The 15780-nt window shown below is 73.4% G+C and carries 17 protein-coding genes and 7 tRNA genes; 9 read left to right on the forward strand and 15 right to left on the reverse strand.

What is annotated here, in order from left to right:
* Positions 1-5 precede the first annotated feature (5 nt).
* The 3 genes from thrS to AC02VZ_RS08275 form a co-directional block, all read right to left on the reverse strand.
* Positions 6-1982 carry a threonine--tRNA ligase gene (gene thrS / locus AC02VZ_RS08265; RefSeq protein WP_476474983.1) on the reverse strand — a complete coding sequence of 659 codons (1977 nt, stop codon included), beginning with the start codon at positions 1980-1982 and terminating at the stop codon, positions 6-8.
* Positions 1983-2075: 93 nt separating this feature from the next.
* On the reverse strand, positions 2076-3374 hold the full coding sequence (locus tag AC02VZ_RS08270; RefSeq protein WP_476474984.1) for a hypothetical protein: 1299 nt from the start codon (positions 3372-3374) through the stop codon (positions 2076-2078).
* The gene (locus AC02VZ_RS08275) at positions 3371-3937 is read right to left on the reverse strand and encodes a DUF4365 domain-containing protein (RefSeq protein WP_476474985.1); all 567 of its coding nucleotides are present in this window, start codon (positions 3935-3937) and stop codon (positions 3371-3373) included. The genes AC02VZ_RS08270 and AC02VZ_RS08275 overlap by 4 nt, the downstream gene beginning before the upstream one ends.
* 170 nt (positions 3938-4107) lie before the next feature.
* Here AC02VZ_RS08275 and AC02VZ_RS08280 point away from each other — a divergent pair, with 170 nt between their 5' ends.
* Positions 4108-4833, forward strand: a complete 726-nt coding sequence (locus tag AC02VZ_RS08280; protein ID WP_432058780.1) for a 3'-5' exonuclease — start codon at positions 4108-4110, stop codon at positions 4831-4833.
* 57 nt (positions 4834-4890) lie between these two features.
* Here AC02VZ_RS08280 and AC02VZ_RS08285 read toward each other — a convergent pair.
* From AC02VZ_RS08285 to AC02VZ_RS08300, 4 genes are all read right to left on the reverse strand, one after another.
* Positions 4891-4962 (reverse strand) — tRNA-Val (locus tag AC02VZ_RS08285).
* Between the two features lie 39 nt (positions 4963-5001).
* Positions 5002-5451: an SRPBCC family protein gene (locus AC02VZ_RS08290; RefSeq protein WP_432058781.1), complete on the reverse strand. Its 450-nt coding sequence runs from the start codon at positions 5449-5451 to the stop codon at positions 5002-5004.
* A 440-nt stretch (positions 5452-5891) separates the two neighbouring features.
* A tRNA-Val gene (locus AC02VZ_RS08295) sits at positions 5892-5963 on the reverse strand.
* Between the two features lie 102 nt (positions 5964-6065).
* The gene (locus tag AC02VZ_RS08300; protein ID WP_476474986.1) at positions 6066-6527 is read right to left on the reverse strand and encodes a TIGR02611 family protein; all 462 of its coding nucleotides are present in this window, start codon (positions 6525-6527) and stop codon (positions 6066-6068) included.
* A 191-nt stretch (positions 6528-6718) separates the two neighbouring features.
* Here AC02VZ_RS08300 and AC02VZ_RS08305 point away from each other — a divergent pair, with 191 nt between their 5' ends.
* Together AC02VZ_RS08305 and AC02VZ_RS08310 are read left to right on the forward strand one after the other, a co-directional pair.
* On the forward strand, positions 6719-7132 hold the full coding sequence (locus AC02VZ_RS08305; protein ID WP_004002642.1) for an SsgA family sporulation/cell division regulator: 414 nt from the start codon (positions 6719-6721) through the stop codon (positions 7130-7132).
* A 370-nt stretch (positions 7133-7502) separates the two neighbouring features.
* Positions 7503-8063: a CGNR zinc finger domain-containing protein gene (locus AC02VZ_RS08310; RefSeq protein ID WP_432056135.1), complete on the forward strand. Its 561-nt coding sequence runs from the start codon at positions 7503-7505 to the stop codon at positions 8061-8063.
* A 79-nt stretch (positions 8064-8142) separates the two neighbouring features.
* On the opposite strand, the gene AC02VZ_RS08315 is transcribed toward AC02VZ_RS08310, so the two are convergent.
* Together AC02VZ_RS08315 and AC02VZ_RS08320 are read right to left on the reverse strand one after the other, a co-directional pair.
* Entirely contained in the window at positions 8143-8295 is a 153-nt protein-coding gene (locus AC02VZ_RS08315) for a hypothetical protein (protein WP_432056134.1), read from the reverse strand.
* Positions 8296-8536: 241 nt separating this feature from the next.
* Positions 8537-8980, reverse strand: coding sequence for a hypothetical protein (locus AC02VZ_RS08320; protein WP_476474987.1), 444 nt, complete (start codon positions 8978-8980; stop codon positions 8537-8539).
* A gap of 486 nt (positions 8981-9466) precedes the next feature.
* Here AC02VZ_RS08320 and AC02VZ_RS08325 point away from each other — a divergent pair, with 486 nt between their 5' ends.
* A complete protein-coding gene (locus tag AC02VZ_RS08325) occupies positions 9467-10000 on the forward strand; it encodes a DsbA family protein (protein WP_432056132.1) in 534 nt (177 codons plus the stop codon).
* A gap of 118 nt (positions 10001-10118) precedes the next feature.
* Here AC02VZ_RS08325 and AC02VZ_RS08330 read toward each other — a convergent pair whose 3' ends face one another.
* From AC02VZ_RS08330 to AC02VZ_RS08340, 3 genes are all read right to left on the reverse strand, one after another.
* Positions 10119-10943 carry a GNAT family N-acetyltransferase gene (locus AC02VZ_RS08330; RefSeq protein ID WP_476474988.1) on the reverse strand — a complete coding sequence of 275 codons (825 nt, stop codon included), beginning with the start codon at positions 10941-10943 and terminating at the stop codon, positions 10119-10121.
* A gap of 64 nt (positions 10944-11007) precedes the next feature.
* Positions 11008-11829, reverse strand: coding sequence for an aminotransferase class IV (locus AC02VZ_RS08335; RefSeq protein WP_432056130.1), 822 nt, complete (start codon positions 11827-11829; stop codon positions 11008-11010).
* Positions 11826-12878, reverse strand: a complete 1053-nt coding sequence (locus AC02VZ_RS08340; RefSeq protein ID WP_432056129.1) for a chorismate-binding protein — start codon at positions 12876-12878, stop codon at positions 11826-11828. The genes AC02VZ_RS08335 and AC02VZ_RS08340 overlap by 4 nt, the downstream gene beginning before the upstream one ends.
* Before the next feature lie 177 nt (positions 12879-13055).
* Here AC02VZ_RS08340 and AC02VZ_RS08345 point away from each other — a divergent pair.
* The 5 genes from AC02VZ_RS08345 (at position 13056) to AC02VZ_RS08365 (ending at position 13533) form a co-directional block, all read left to right on the forward strand.
* Positions 13056-13128: transfer RNA gene (locus AC02VZ_RS08345), tRNA-Gly, on the forward strand.
* A 37-nt stretch (positions 13129-13165) separates the two neighbouring features.
* Positions 13166-13239: transfer RNA gene (locus AC02VZ_RS08350), tRNA-Cys, on the forward strand.
* 1 nt (position 13240) lies between these two features.
* Positions 13241-13312, forward strand: a tRNA-Val gene (locus AC02VZ_RS08355).
* 34 nt (positions 13313-13346) lie between these two features.
* Positions 13347-13418 (forward strand) — tRNA-Val (locus tag AC02VZ_RS08360).
* 43 nt (positions 13419-13461) lie between these two features.
* A tRNA-Val gene (locus tag AC02VZ_RS08365) sits at positions 13462-13533 on the forward strand.
* 71 nt (positions 13534-13604) lie between these two features.
* Here AC02VZ_RS08365 and AC02VZ_RS08370 read toward each other — a convergent pair.
* The 3 genes from AC02VZ_RS08370 to AC02VZ_RS08380 form a co-directional block, all read right to left on the reverse strand.
* Positions 13605-13886, reverse strand: a complete 282-nt coding sequence (locus tag AC02VZ_RS08370; protein ID WP_362093196.1) for a TFIIB-type zinc ribbon-containing protein — start codon at positions 13884-13886, stop codon at positions 13605-13607.
* Between the two features lie 81 nt (positions 13887-13967).
* Positions 13968-14936, reverse strand: coding sequence for a phosphotransferase enzyme family protein (locus tag AC02VZ_RS08375; RefSeq protein ID WP_432056128.1), 969 nt, complete (start codon positions 14934-14936; stop codon positions 13968-13970).
* Between the two features lie 190 nt (positions 14937-15126).
* Positions 15127-15336, reverse strand: coding sequence for a hypothetical protein (locus tag AC02VZ_RS08380; protein ID WP_432056127.1), 210 nt, complete (start codon positions 15334-15336; stop codon positions 15127-15129).
* Between the last annotated feature and the right edge of the window lie 444 nt (positions 15337-15780).

Here is a 15780-nt window from a genome sequence, read left to right on the forward strand (position 1 = left end):
ACCGGTCAGACCTGCGCGCGTTCCTCGACGACCTTCACGATCTTCGCGATGGCCTCGTCGACGGGGATGCCGTTCTCCTGCGATCCGTCGCGGTAGCGGAAGGAGACGGCGCCATTGGCCATGTCCTCGTCGCCCGCGATGACCATGAACGGGACCTTCTGCTTCTGCGCGTTGCGGATCTTCTTCTGCATGCGGTCGGAGGAGGAGTCCACCTCGACCCGCAGCCCGCGCGTGCGGGCCTTCGCCGCGAACTGCTCCAGGTAGTCGACGTGCGCGTCACCGATCGGGATGCCGGTCGCCTGCACCGGCGCGAGCCACGCCGGGAAGGCGCCCGCGTAGTGCTCCAGGAGCACCGCGAAGAACCGCTCGATCGAGCCGAACAGCGCACGGTGGATCATGACCGGGCGGGTCTTGGAACCGTCCGCCGCCGTGTACTCCAGGTCGAAGCGCTCCGGCAGGTTGAAGTCGAGCTGGATGGTCGACATCTGCCAGGTGCGGCCGATGGCGTCCTTGGCCTGGACGGAGATCTTCGGGCCGTAGAAGGCGGCGCCGCCCGGGTCCGCCACCAGCTCCAGGTTCTGCTTCTCGGCGACCTGGCGCAGCGTCTCGGTGGCCTCCTCCCACGCCTCGTCGGTCCCGACGAACTTCTCCGGGTCCTTGGTGGACAGCTCCAGGTAGAAGTCGGTCAGGCCGTAGTCGCGCAGCAGGTTCAGGACGAAGGTGAGGGTCTTGTCGAGCTCCTCGGACATCTGCTCGCGGGTGCAGTAGATGTGCGCGTCGTCCTGGGTGAAGCCGCGGGCCCGGGTCAGGCCGTGCACGACACCCGACTTCTCGTACCGGTACACGGTGCCGAACTCGAAGAGGCGCAGCGGCAGTTCGCGGTAGGAGCGACCGCGCGCGTCGAAGATCAGGTTGTGCATCGGGCAGTTCATGGGCTTGAGGTAGTAGTCCACGCCCTCGTCGAGCTGCATGGGCGGGTACATGCCGTCGGCGTACCAGTCCAGGTGGCCCGAGGTCTCGAAGAGCTTCCCCTTGGTCGCGTGCGGGGTGTAGACGAACTCGTAGCCCTCCTCCTCGTGCCGGCGGCGCGAGTAGTCCTCCATGACCCGGCGGACGATGCCGCCCTTGGGGTGGAAGACGGCGAGGCCGGAGCCGATCTGCTCCGGGACGGAGAACAGGTCCAGCTCGGAGCCGAGCTTGCGGTGGTCGCGCTTCTCGGCCTCGGCGAGGAACTCCAGGTGCGCCTTCAGCTCGTCCTTGGTCGGCCAGGCGGTGCCGTAGATGCGCTGGAGCTGCTTGTTCTTCTCGCTGCCGCGCCAGTACGCGGAGGCGTTCCGCATCAGCTTGAACGCCGGGATGTTCCGGGTGGTCGGCAGGTGCGGGCCCCGGCAGAGGTCCTTCCAGCACAGCTCGCCGGTTCTGGCGTCCAGGTTGTCGTAGATCGTCAGCTCGCCGGCGCCGACCTCGACGTCCGCGCCGTCGTCGTGCGAGGCGGCGCCCTTGAGGCCGATCAGCTCCAGCTTGTAGGGCTCGTCGGCGAGCTCCTCGCGGGCCTCGTCGTCGGTGACCACGCGGCGGGCGAAGCGCTGGCCGCGCTTCTGGATCTCCTGCATCTTCTTCTCGATGGCCTTGAGGTCATCGGGGTGGAAGGGCCGGTCCACGTCGAAGTCGTAGTAGAAGCCGTCCTTGACCGGCGGGCCGATGCCCAGCTTGGCCTCGGGGAACAGCTCCTGCACGGCCTGGGCCATGACGTGGGCGGTGGAGTGGCGGAGGATGTTCAGGCCGTCCTCGGAGGAGATCTCGACGCCCTCGACGGTGTCGCCGTCGCGCAGCTCGTGGGAGAGGTCCCTGAGTTCGCCGGAGACACGGGCGGCGATGACCGAGCGCTCGCCGGCGAAGAGCTCGGCGGCCGTAGTGCCCGTCGTCACCACGCGTTCTTCCCGCTCGGAATCGCGTTGGATGATCACACGGACGTCTGACACCGGTCTCTCCTGACTGAAGGCTGTGGTCGCGGCGCCAAACCAGAGCGCGCGCATGGGTGCGATCGTACCGACCCGGGCGGGCCCAGAGCGAAATCATTCCGCCGCGGCAGCTCCCGGCCGTGTGCCGTCGCCCCCGTCCCGGGGGCCTCCGTCCGCTCCGTCGCGGGCGGTGCCGGGGAGGCCGCCGAAGCCGTCCGCCGCCTCGGCGCGTTCCTCCAGCGCCTTCATGAGCCGGTCGCGTTCGGCCTCCTCGACCTCCAGGGGCACGACCCCGTGGACGCCGGTCATCCTGCGGAAGCCGCCCCGGCTCTCCAGCCGGCCGTGCACCCGGATCGGCAGTCCGGCGAGGTGTGCCTGTCCGGCGGTGCGGTAGTCCGCCTCGTCGAGGGCGAGCCGTACGGAGCCCAGGGCGGCGCCGGCGAGAACGCGCAGGCGGACGGTGCCGCCGCCGCGCGGCCCGGACCGGTGCAGACGGACCACGGTGCCGGTGATCCGTACCGGCACGGAGGGCTCGGCGTGCCGGTAGCGGACGCCGGCCTCGCGCAGGGCGGGCAGGTCCCCGGGGGTGAACTCGACGGGGTCCGCCGAGGCCGCGCAGCCGTCGGGCACGCCGGCCGCGGGGGCCCAGGCGATCTGGACGCGGGCGCCCTGGGTGTCCTGGACGAGGGTGACGAGCGCCTCGGTGAGGTCGTGGCACACCCCGGCGGCGACGGCGGTGTCGAAGGCGTCGGGCGAGCCGGTGGCGCGGCGGTGGTCGACGGCCTCCCGGGCCGCGTGCAGGGCGTGGTGGAGGCGCACGGCGAGGGCGCGGCCGGTGGTGACGGGGACGAAGGCGGTGAGGCGGCGGCCGCCGGGCGCGGGGGCGACCAGGATGTCGTCGAGGGCGGCGGCGGCCGGGCGGCGGTGGCGGGCGCCGTGGTAGCCGGTCCGGGCGCGGGTGGCGAGGGCGGCGGCGAGCAGGGTGCGGCGGGCCGCGCCGCGCAGGTGCTCCTCGGCGGTCCAGCCGGCGGCGCCGCCGGGGGACGTCGGGGTGTCGCGCCACCAGCAGATCTCGTCGCTGGGGACGGCGAGGGCGACGAGGATCTCGCGGGCGGCGGGGGTGCCGGCGCGGGCGAGGGCGGTGAGGGCCTCGGCGAGCAGGTCGTCGCTGTCGGGGAAGGCTCGGCTCTCGGGCACCAGCAGGCTGGTCGTGCGGTCGGCGGGGCCGGGCGGGGTCCAGCGGCCGTAGCGCCCGGGGCTGCCGCCGCGGCGCAGCCATCCGTGGCGGCGCAGCAGGGCCGCGAGGACGGCGGGGTCGGTGTCGCCGGGGGCGGCCGGCCCGCCGTGCCGGGCGGGTTCGGCGGGGTGCGGGCGGGCCGGGCGCGGGGGGTCGCCGGTGGGGTGGTGGGTCATGGTGTCCCTCCGGTCCCGACCCGCGTCATGATCTCGCACAGCGCGCGGTCGTCGAAGACGTGCGTGATGGGGATGCGCACGGTGGTGCGGGTGCGGCCGGTGACGGGGTGGCCGGCGAGGTTGGCCCAGTAGCAGCAGTGCCGCAGTTCGAGGCGGTCGTGGCCGGCCCGCAGCCAGTCGTCCGGGGAGCGCGGCACGAGCATCACGACGAGGATCTTGTGCACCGTGACGGGGGTGCGGGCCAGTTTGACCAGGTGCGCGTTGTCGAGCGTGAAGGCGAAGGAGCGGCCCGGCGGGTCGGGGGCGACCTGGTACGTCGCCTTGAGCTGGACCTTGATGGTGACCTCGTCGTCGACGGTGTGGCCGAGGGCGCTGTGGCTGACGTGCCAGTCGATGCCGTTGTCGGGGAAGGGCTGGGAGAGCGAACAGCCGGCCGCCGCGGCGACGGCGTGCAGGTAGGCGACCTGCAGGGTCTCCATGCAGGCGGTGGTGGCGAGGGAGCCGCGGGAGGGAGCCGTGCGCCCGGGCAGCAGCCCGCCCCGTTCGGGCTGCGCTATGGCCATGGCCCAACAGCCTTCCAGAACAAGTGTTTCCCCGTACCGGGCCGCTGAACTGCGGGGACCCGTACTCCTGTTGTCTCCTCGCGGCGTACGGCGCAAACGGGGCGGGTATCACCCGGGCGGGGCAGCGGACGGGGCGTCAACTGCCAGAGGTGAACAAGGGGTTGTTGGGTATGGCGTGCTGGTACGAGGGGCCGTTGGCCGCTTTCGACACGGAGACGACGGGCGTGGACGTGGAGACGGACCGGATCGTGTCGGCCGCCGTCGCGATCCAGGAGGCTCCGGGCAGCCGTCCGCGGATCAGCCGCTGGCTGGTGAATCCGGGTGTCCCGGTGCCGGCCGCCGCGACGGAGGTGCACGGTCTGACGGACGAGCAGGTGCAGCGCCAGGGGCGCTGGCCGGCTCCGGTGATGTACGAGATAGCCGAGGTGCTGGCGGAACAGGCCCGGGTGGGGCGCCCGTTGGTGGTGATGAACGCCCCGTTCGACCTGACGCTGCTGGACCGGGAGTTGCGCCGGCACCGGGCGTCCTCGCTGAGCCGGTGGTTCGACCGGACGCCGCTGCTGGTGCTCGATCCCCGGGTGCTGGACAAGCACCTGGACCGGTACCGCAAGGGCCGCCGCACGCTGACGGACCTGTGCGCGCACTACGGCGTGCCGCTGGACGGGGCGCACGAGGCGGCGGCGGACGCGGTCGCGGCGCTGGAGGTGACGCGGGCGGTCGGACGGCGGTTCGCCGCGCGGCTGGAGCGGCTGTCCCCGGGCGAGCTGCACACCTTGCAGGCGGTGTGGCACGCGGCGCAGGCGCGCGGGTTGCAGACGTGGTTCGCGCGCAACGGTTCCGACGAGGCCGTGGACCCGGCGTGGCCCCTGCGTCCGGACCTGCCGGCGGCCGCGTAGCTCGGGCGCCCGGGAACGACGAAGCCGGTCCGTCGGGGACGGACCGGCTCTTCCCGGTGGGCGATACTGGGTTCGAACCAGTGACCTCTTCGGTGTGAACGAAGCGCTCTCCCACTGAGCTAATCGCCCGGGAACGGACTGAACCATACAGGTCCCGGGAGGCATCCTTCAAACCGCTTCGAGGTACGCGGTCAGGCCGCGCCGTCCGGCGCGCATCATCAGGGCGTGGTTGGCGCGGAAGAGGCAGCGCGCGGGGACGGCGAGGCGGCGCAGCAGCGGCTTGCGGATCTCGGCCTCCTGGTCGTAGCGGGCGAGGCAGCCGCCGGTCGCCACGGGGGTGACGGTCCAGCGGGCGCGGCCGGTGATGTCGCCGTCGAGGCGGACCTCCAGGATTCCGGCCACGGGGTCACGCCGCTGGGCGCGCAGGACGACGACGAGGTCGTAGGGCAGGACGGAGCGGATGCGGGCGGTGCCGGTGGCGGCGTCGATCCGGGTGACCTCGCGGACCTGGGGCCACCAGCGGGGGTAGTTCTCGACGCGTTCCAGGATCCCGTGGACGACGGGCGCGGGGGCGGGCAGGGGCCACCGGCTGTGGAAGCGGTGGTGGTGGGGGTTCATGGTGGGAGTGTGCCCGCGCGAGCGGGAAGGCTGCCGGCGGGCGGCCCGGCGCGGCGCGTGGCGAAGTCGTCCGGCGGGCTGCGCCGTTGGGCGCGTTCCGGCCGTTCGGGGCTCGTTCCGGGCTGTGGCGCGCGGCATTTGACGGGCGGTCGGCTCGGGAATTCGCCGATATTCCGGAACGGATGCGCGGACGCGGTGGATTTCCGCCGGAGACGCGCGTGTCGGCTTCTTCCGCATGCCCGCGAACGGCCGGAAGTCGCTGTCGGTCGCGGTCCCCGGATTCCGCTTCCCGGTGCCCGCGGTGCCACTCGCGGACGGCGCCGCGCCTGCGTACCGCGAGTAACGGAACGTGACCGCAGCGTGGGAACGACACGGGTGCGTCCGGCCGTTCACGACAGCGGCCCGGCTCACTGATCGTGAGCCGGGCCGTCGTGATCCGGTGGGCGATACTGGGTTCGAACCAGTGACCTCTTCGGTGTGAACGAAGCGCTCTCCCACTGAGCTAATCGCCCGGACGCAGGAAGAACATTACCCCATGTCAGGGGGTGCTCATGACCACCGGGGGCCGGGCCGCCGCCCCCCGGTCACGGGAGCGGCCGGGCCGGGCCGCGGGGTCACTGGCCCTCGATCCTCCAGGGCATCTCCAGGCCGAACTTCCACAGGTAGACGGCGGTCAGCGCGCCCGCGGCCACCAGGCCGACCGAGGTCAGGATGATGTTCCGGCGGCGCACTTTGGGGTCCAGGGCCCGCTGGGCGGCCTCGGTGACCTTGCGCTTGGTCCAGCGCAGCACCAGCTGGGCCCAGGCGAACTCGGTCCCCCAGATCGCCATGCCCGCGAAGATCACGACCCAGCCGGGCCCCGGCAGCACCAGCATCGCGGCGCCCGCGGCCACCACGGCCAGGCCGACGACGAAGACCCCGACCTGCCAGCTGACGTGCAGGGTTCTGCGGGCCTGGATGAAGGCGGGCGCCCGGGAGCCGAGCGGCCTTCCCTGGAGCTCCCCGTCCTCCTCGGCCCCGCCCGCCCGGTCAGCCGTCATGGTCGCCTCACCGGCCTTGTCACTCCCCGTGTTCATACGCCCAAACCCTACCGGAGCGATTCGCATCACCGGAATGGGCGCAGAGGATGATCGACCCCTCCTCCGGAAGGGTTACGTAAACGCACGCAAAACACGCAGAGGGGTTTACAACGGCACCGTAGGTGGCATGTCGATTTCGCCGACGTGCGAATCCCCGAGCGCACACTGAGCGAAAGGCCCTGGCGCTTATGAACACCACGGTCAGCTGCGAGCTGCACCTGCGCCTCGTTGTGTCGAGCGAGTCCTCCCTGCCTGTCCCCGCAGGCCTGCGGTACGACACGGCCGACCCCTACGCCGTGCACGCCACCTTCCACACCGGAGCCGAGGAAACCGTCGAGTGGGTGTTCGCCCGCGACCTCCTCGCCGAAGGACTTCACCGCCCCACGGGCACCGGCGACGTCCGCGTCTGGCCGTCGCGCAGTCATGGCCAGGGCGTCGTCTGCATCGCTCTCAGCTCCCCGGAGGGCGAGGCCCTGCTCGAGGCCCCGGCGCGGGCCCTGGAGTCCTTCCTGAAGCGCACCGACGCCGCCGTGCCGCCCGGCACGGAACACCGGCACTTCGACCTCGACCAGGAGCTCTCACACATCCTGGCGGAAAGCTAGGCAGGGCTCCCACCAGCAGCCCGGCGCCGTCGACTCGGGGTGACGGCTCGGGCCAGGACGGCCGTGCACCACGGCACGCGACGGCGTCGGCACCGCGGAGATCCGCGGTGCCGACGCCGTCGCGTCGTGCGTGGTTCCGCCGCCTCGCGTCCGCATGGCGCTCCGGCCGCTGTCCGGGGCGGCCGTTCGCGACGATGCCGGAACGTACGCGTCCGGTCACGGCGGGTCGCCGGACGGGAACCCACGACCGCCGCCGGGCGTTGTATCGAAACCATGTGCGGGCCGGTACGGGTGTTCCCACGGGACGGAGCCACTACCATCGGCCAGCAATCGGCGGGCGCCCGCCCGACCCCAGGCCAGGGAGCGAATCGTGCTGATCACCCACGACATCCGGTGTGCGCTCGACACCGTGGTGGATCTGGTGAACTCCGCGCCGGAGGACGACGCGGCGCCGGACGGACTGGCGGATGTCGCGGCTCTATCGCTCTTCGTCCGGAAACACGACATCAGTGAGGTCGGGACGCTCTCGGACGTCGACCTGTCGGCCGTGCGCAGACTGCGGTCCCGGTTCGCCGCCGTCTTCGCGGCCCCCGACGCCCGCACGGCGGCGGGGCTGATCAACGAGCTGATCGCCGCCGCGGGCACCACGCCCCGGCTCACCGACCACGACGGCTACGACTGGCACGTGCACTACTTCGCTCCCGGTGCCTCCGTGGCCGACCACCTGGCCGCCGACTGCGGCATGGCCCTGGCCTTCTTCGTGGTCGCCGGGGAGCAGGAACGGCTGCGGCGCTGCGAGGCGCCCGACTGCCGGCACGCCTTCGTCGACCTGTCCCGCAACCGCTCGCGGCGCTACTGCGACAGCCGGACCTGCGGCAACCGCCTGCATGTGGCCGCGTACCGGGCGCGGCGCAAGGAGGCGGCGGGCTGACCGGGCCGATCACCGGCGCGGGGTGGGATGCGGTGCCGACGCGGTCCCGACGGGTGGCGCCGGGAACCGCGGGTACGGCTCACAGCCACAGCAGGTCGTGCAGGGCGGCCGTGAGCAGCAGACACCCGATCACCGCCAGAAAGATCATCAGCGGTGGCTGGGAAAGGGCGAAGAGGCACCCGCGCGGCTCGTCCTGCTGCCTCGCGGCCTCGCTCTGTGTCGTGTCCAGCATCTCGCCGCGATGATGACGTATCGGCGGCGGTGAAGCGATCAACGTTCACCGGGTGAACGCGGGGTCACCGATTCCGTGATCAACGCTTCGGGTTGTGATCGTTTCCGGCCGCGCCGCGTTCCCCTGTGACGTTTCTGCTCCCGACCGGCTCTCGCGGGCGGGAATCGGCACCGAGAGCCTGGGCCCGCCCGCCCGGGGGCTACCCGGGGGGGGGTGTGCGGGCGCGGACGCCGTGCTTCGCTCAGATGCCGTGCTTCTTCAGGATGGCCTCGATGTCGCTGAAGTCGTCGTCGCCGCCCCGGGCGGCCGGTGCCGGCCGGGTCTCCTGACGCGGGCCGGCCTGGCCGAGGGAGGGCGCCGAGGCCGCCGGGGCCACCGCACCCTGCTGGGCCGCCGCCCGGGCCGCCTTGCGCTCCTTGCGCGTGCCGCCGCGACGGCGCTCCACCGCGCGGGTCGTCGCGAACATCACCCAGGACAGGCCGAGCAGCCCGAAGCCCGCCCAGGCCACCGGGCTGAAGGCGGTGCCGGCCAGCCACTCCACCACGCCCGCCATGACGAGGCCGATGGGGACCAGGGAGTAGGCGGCGATGCGCGTGGCGGTCAGGAAGCGCTTGCGGTACGCCGTGATCACCGCGATGCCCAGGCCGGCCGCGGACACGGCGGAGCAGACGGTCTCGGCAATCATCCGGTCCTCCAGGCTGGGAATGGGGGCGCTGTGGGCCCTTCGTCCCTTCCATCCTGCACCGTCCGGCCCCCGCCGGGCCATGCCGGGGTCCGAGATCAGGGACATCTCCGGGTCGGCTCCTCCGCAGGTGCCGGTGCCGGAGGAGGGGCCGCGCACGAGTGCGGGGGCGGGTCCGTGGCCGTGGGGACGGGTCCGTGGCCACGGGGGACGGACCGGCCCGGTCGCTCGGCCACGGGCCGGACCGGACCGGACCGGGTCGACCGGCGCCGGGTTGACCGGGCGAGGTTGACCGGGCGGGGGGGGACCGGGCGGGGATGACCGACGGTGCGGCGAACCGGACCCGGGCACGGCACGGCCCCCGGAACCGCCGCCCGTGGCCTTCCCGCAGCCGCCTCCCGCCCCGGCCCCCGGCCGCGGAACCCCCGGGACGGGCGGGCCGTAGGGGCCCTGGTGGGTGCTGCGGGCGGCGGCTGGAAGACTGTCACCATGAGTGAGTCCTCCCCCGTCTCCCCCGTCTCCCCCGCCGCGCCCGTGCTCGACGTGTGGTGCGAGCTGCAGTGCCCGGACTGCCGTACCGCCCTGGACGACGTGCGCGCGCTGCGCGCCCGCTACGGCGACCGTCTGGAGGTGCGCCTGCGGCACTTCCCGCTGGAGAAGCACAAGCACTCCTTCGCCGCCGCCCAGGCCGCCGAGGAGGCGCTGGTCCAGGGCAGGGGCTGGGAGTACGCGGAGGCCGTGCTCGGGCGGGTCGCGGAGCTGGAGCGGGCCGGCGAGTCCGTCCTGGTCGAGACCGCCCGGGAGCTGGGACTGGACGCCGAGGAGTTCGACACCGCCCTGATCGACGGGCGGCACATCCTGATCGTCGACGCCGACCACGCCGAGGGCAAGGCAATCGGCGTGACCGGGACGCCGACGTACGTGATCGGCGGGGAGCGCCTGGACGGCGGCCGGAGCCAGGAGGGTCTGCGCGAGCGCGTCGAGGAGATCGCGGACCGCCTCCTCGCCGCGCAAGAGGGCTGAACCGACCGACGGCCCGAGCCGGGCAGGCAGGCCGAGTCGAGCAGGAGGGCTTTCGGCGGGAGCCGCCCGGGGGGGCTCCTCCCCGTGCCGGAGGCTCGCGCGGGGGCCGGACGCCCCGTCACAGCAGGGGCTTGTACATCGCGTACTGCGTGGTCGTGTAGCCCAGGGAGTCGTAGAGGCGCTCGGCCGGGCTGTTGTCGGCGAAGACGTTGAGTCCGATGACACGCTTGCCCGCGGCAACGGCCTGGGCCTCGGCGGTCAGCATCAGGCTGCGGCCGTGGCCTCGGCCGCGGTGGCGGGCGTCGGTCTCGACGTCGAAGACGTAGGCACCCTGACCACGGACGGAGAGCCAGAGGGTGCCCACCCGGGTGCCCTCGTGCTCCAGCACACTGAAGATCATGCCCTCGCTGGTGCGTCCGTCGGGGAGCAGGGTGGCGTGGTCGCGTTCCGACTTGGCGCGGGCCTCGGCGCCCGGCACGCCGCGCTCGCTCCAGCTGTGCGCGTAGTCGGTCTTGCCCTGTTCGAGGTAGGGCGCGAACTCGTCGTCGGTCATGGGGCGGACCCGGCTGCCCGCGGGGAGGGCGGGCGGGGTGTCGCCGAGGGCCTTCTCCATGTTCCGGTTGCGCACCACGTAACCGAGCGCCGTGGCCAGCCTCAGGCCGCCGACGGAGCGGGCCGGGACGGACACCTCGATGCGGCGGCAGCCCCAGCCCCGCGCCACCTCCTCGGCGGCGAGCGCGGCCACCGTGGCGCGGCCCCGGCGGCGGTCCGGCTCCTGGATGCGCAGGGTCAGGATGCGGGCCACGGCGTCCCCGAAGACAGGGTCGGTGCCGAGGTGGATCGCGCCGACCGGGCGGCTGTTGACGCACACCTGGTAGTGGCGCGATCGGGTCCCGTCGGCGTTCTGCTGAAGCGGCTCGGCCGGCCGCAGGGTGGTGGTCATCACGGGAGTTCTACCCGCTGCCGGGGCCCGGGTCAGCCGAATATCAGGATGCCGTCGGACACGCTCACGGATCGAGGTCGGCCGCCGAGCGCTCGTCGAAGACCCGCATCGCCTTGGCGGTCACCGGGCCGGGTGCGGCGGGCAGTTCGCGGTCGTCGACCCGGTGCACGGCCTGGACGTCGCGGAGGGTGGAGGTCAGGAAGATCTCCTCGGCCCGGTCCAGGACGTCGAGCGGCAGGTCGGTCTCCTCGGCTCCGGTCCACTCGACAGCCAGGGCGCGGGTGATCCCGGCGAGGCAGCCGGAGGAGACCGGCGGGGTGTGCAGTGTCCCGTCGAGGACGACGAACACGTTGGAGCCGGTGCCCTCGCAGAGCTGTCCGACGGTGTTGGCGAACAGCGCCTCGGTGGCGCCCCGTTCCCGGGCACGGGCGAGGGCGACGACGTTCTCCGCGTACGAGGTCGTCTTCAGGCCGGTGAGCGCGCCGCGTTCGTTGCGGGTCCACGGAACCGTGATGACGGCGGTCGTGTCGGGCCGGCGGGCGGTCTCCCCGAGGGCGACGACGAGGGTGGTGCCGTGCTCGCCCCGGTCGGAGCCGAGCGGGCCGTGGCCGCCGGTGTAGGTGATCCGCAGCCGGCCGAGCGGCATCGGGTTGGCGTCGAGGACGGCGGCGCAGGCGCGGCGCACCTCGTCGAGATCGGGGTCGGGCAGGCCCAGCCCGCGCGCCGAGCGGGTCAGCCGGTCGAGATGGCGGGTGAGCGCGAACGGCCGGCCGTCCACGGCCTTGACCGTCTCGAAGATGCCGTCGCCCACGGTCAGCCCGTGGTCGAGGACGGAGACACGGGCTGACCCGATGTCCTGCAGGCCGCCGTCGAGCCAGATCTTCACTGTCGGATCCCTTCACTCACCACGTGGGTGCCCGACGCTACCGCGAGCAGCCGGGACGCCTTCAGTTCGGTCTCCCGCCACTCCCCCTCGGGGTCGGACCCCCAGGTGATCCCGGCGCCGGTGCCGAAGCGGAGCACCGCGCCGCCGCCGGCCCGGCGTTCGATCCAGAAGGTGCGGATGCCCACGGCCAGTTCGGCGGTGCCGCGGTCGGCGTCCACCCAGCCGATGCCCCCGCAGTACGGCCCGCGGGGGCCGTTCTCCAGCGCCTCGATGATCCGCAGGGCGCTCGACTTGGGGGCGCCGGTGACGGAGCCGGGCGGGAAGGCCGCGGCGAGCAGCTCGGGCCAGCCCGCCCCGTCGCCGAGTTCCCCGCGGACCGTGGACACCAGGTGCACCAGTCCCGGGTGCTTCTCGACGGCGCACAGGTCGGGCACGGTGACGGTGCCGGTGGCGCAGACCCGGCCGAGGTCGTTGCGGACCAGGTCCACGATCATCACGTTCTCGGTGTAGTCCTTCTCCAGCAGGTCGGCCTCGGTGCGGCCGGTGCCCTTGATCGGGCCGGACTCGACGGTGCGGCCGTGGCGGCGGAGGAAGAGTTCGGGCGAGGCGGTGGCGATCTCCACGCCGTGCGCGGGGAGGCGGATCGTTCCTGCGTAGGGGGCGGGGTTGCCGCGGGCCAGCAGGGCGGTGAGCCGGTCCACGTCGGCGTCGGCGGGAACGGGCGCGGACAGCACCCGGCAGAGGTTCGCCTGGTACACCTCGCCGGCGGCTATGCGGTCGCGGATCGCACGGACGCCGGCCGTGTACGCGGCGTGGTCGAGCGACGACGTCCAGTCGCCCGGTGCCGGTCCGCGCCAGGCGTCCGGCGCGGGGGACGGCACCGGCTCCTCGCGTACGTCCCGGAAGCGTGCGCAGGTCAGACGGCCCTCGAAGTCCGCGCAGACGGCCCAGAAGCCCGTCGAGTCCAGCGCCGAGGGGTCGTCGGTGACGTCGAGGAGACCGGTGGCGACGCGGGTGCCGAAGCGGGCGAGAGGTGGGAGGTCGTGCACCCGACGAGTGTAGGGCGGGTGCCGTCGCGGTGACCTCGTCACCTCGGTCACGGCACGCTGACCGGGTACGTGAGCGGACACAGCGCAGCACGCTGCACAAACGCGTTTTTGTGCTGGCCCCGGAATCCGCTAGAGTTCACCTCGTCGCCGGGACGCGCAAGCCGACCGAACCGACAGGCGGACGTAGCTCAGTTGGTAGAGCGCAACCTTGCCAAGGTTGAGGTCGCGAGTTCGAACCTCGTCGTCCGCTCGAAGGAAGAGGGGTCTTCCCGGTCCCCTACACTCCTGGTGGAGTGGCCGAGAGGCGAGGCAACGGCCTGCAAAGCCGTCTACACGGGTTCAAATCCCGTCTCCACCTCCAAGGACGATTAGCTCAGCGGGAGAGCGCTTCCCTGACACGGAAGAGGTCACTGGTTCAATCCCAGTATCGTCCACTGGATCTTCGACAGATCATCGACGGTCCGTCCCGCGCGATTAGCTCAGCGGGAGAGCGCTTCCCTGACACGGAAGAGGTCACTGGTTCAATCCCAGTATCGCGCACGCAGTGCCCACGCCCGGCCACGGCCGGTCACCGTGGACCCGAGGACGATTAGCTCAGCGGGAGAGCGCTTCCCTGACACGGAAGAGGTCACTGGTTCAATCCCAGTATCGTCCACACCCACCGGAACCCCCGGCCGCCGTCGCGGCCGGGGGTTCTGCCGTCCCGGGGGACGGCCGGGCCGGGAGTCAGCTGGAGAACAGCATGCGGCCGAAGCTCTTCTGGCGGCGGTGGCCGTAGTGGGCGCCGTGCGGCGCGGCACCCCAGGCGGGCGGCTGCGGGGCCGCCGGGTACGCCTGCGGGGCGGCGGGCGGCGGCGGGGCCGGCTGCGACCACTGGGCCTCCAGCCGGGTCAGCGACTCCAGTTCGCCGTAGTCCAGGAAGATCCCCCGGCACCCGCTGCACTGCTCGATCTGAACGCCGTTCCGGTTGTACGTGTGCATCGGCGCGTGGCACTTCGGACACTGCATGTCGGCTCCAACTCCCTGCTGGTCGATCCCGCTTCACCTGTCACCAGGACAGACTCCGTCCGGGCGCCGGTCGGTTGCACCCTACGGCGTCGGGTCCGGCGCCGGCTCCCCCGCGACGGACCGGGGCAGCCCGGCCATCCGGGCGCAGGCGTCGACGAACACCACCTCCACCTCGTCCGGCCCGCGGCCGTCCGCGAGGCACGCGGCGAGCACCCGGGCGGCGGTCTGCACGGTCAGCGCCCGCGCCGGGACGTCGAGTGCGGGCCAGGGGTCGCCGGCGGCGGGGACGGCGGGCCCGCCCGCGGCCCGGTAGGCGCCGAGGAACCGCGCCCACTCGTCCGGCGCCAGCAGACCGCAGGCGAACCAGGCGGCGGGCCGGGCGAGGTCCCAGGCGGGGGTTCCGAGCCCCACGTCGTCCACGTCGATCAGCCGCCAGGAACCGCCCGGGAGGCGGACGAGCTGGCCCAGGTGGAAGTCGCCGTGACACAGGGCGGGGCGGTCCGGCGCCGGTCCCGCGCCCCGCGCCCAGCCCGGCAGCGCCGCCCAGGCGCTCAGCACCGGACCGGCGGCCGGGTGGCCGCCCGCCGCGTCCCGGAGCCGGGCCACGGCCCGGGCCGCCTTGGCCGGGCCACGGCTCACCGGCACCTCGGCGGCCTGCACGGGCGCCCGGTGCAGCCGCGCGAGCAGGGTGGCGGCGGCCTCCCAGGGCGCGGCGTCGGGGTCGTCCGGGTCGACGGGCTCCGCGTACGGCCAGCGGGTCACCGGGCGGCCGTGCAGGGGGACGGGGGTGCCGTCGAGCGGGGCGAGGAACACGTCGGACAGCCGTGCGGCAGCGGCCAGCCGACGGGCCAGGGGGGCGGGGTCGGCCGCCGGGGCGTGCGCCTTGGCGACGACGTGGCCGTGGCGCACGACGAGACCGTCGGGACGGTCGGCGAGCGTGCCCTCGGGGCAGGTGCAGGGTTCCGGCGGGCGGTGGGCGTGCGCGGCGGCCCGCGCCCGCGCGGCCAGCGCGGCGGGCGGAGGACCGGGGGCGGCGGGGGCGGTGGTCACGGTGGCAGGATGCCAGGGCGACGGTGCGGGCGGCGTGGTGCGGGCGGCGGGCGGTGTCCGGACAGGGGAATGCCGGCGCAGCTCCCCAGCTGCGCCGGCATTCCTGCCGTCCGCCGCACCCCCGTCCCCACGGGGTTTCATGGGTGGATGTCCCCGCCCGGACCGCTCTTCCGGGCCTGGGGGTCGCCGCTCAGCGCCCCAGCATCTCGCCCACGGACGACGCCTGTGTGGCCACTGTCTCCCACCCGTCGAAGACGAGCAGGAGCAGGACCGCCAGGGGAAGGGCCATCAGCGTCGCCACCAGCGGGTGGCGGCGGCCCTGGCGGCGGGAGAGGGACACGGCGGCGCCGGCCGTCCGTTCCCGTGCGCGGACCGGGGTCCGCGGTGCCGTGTGGGCCATGAGGGTCCCTCTCCTGAACCGGTTCGGTTGTCCTTGGCAGCGGCGGGCGTCCGACCTCGGGGGACGAGTGCTGCACCCGCCGCTTCGCCCTCAAATCTAGGTTCCGGGGGCCACCCGGGCGTCATGCCCTCGTACCGAATGCCGGGCCTCCCAGGGGATGAGCCGCACCGCGCGGTGTACTCCCCTGGGTGGAGACGGACGGCGGTGACTCAGGGAGATCCCCGAGGGGACGGCGAGTGACGTCGCTCACTCGTTCCGGTCGTCAGCCGGGGTCCGGCGCCGTCCGCGGGCGGCTCCGCGGGCCGGCGGGCGGCCCTCGGGCGGCGGGCCCGCGGCCCGTCCGGGTGCCGGGTCGCGGACGGCCGCCGGGTGATCAACGTCCGTGGCCCGGCGGCGGGTTGGCACCGGCCGGCGGACGTGACGGCGCGTCGCCGCGGCGGCTGA

The sequence above is a fragment of the Streptomyces sp. 3-6 genome, from assembly GCF_056323165.1.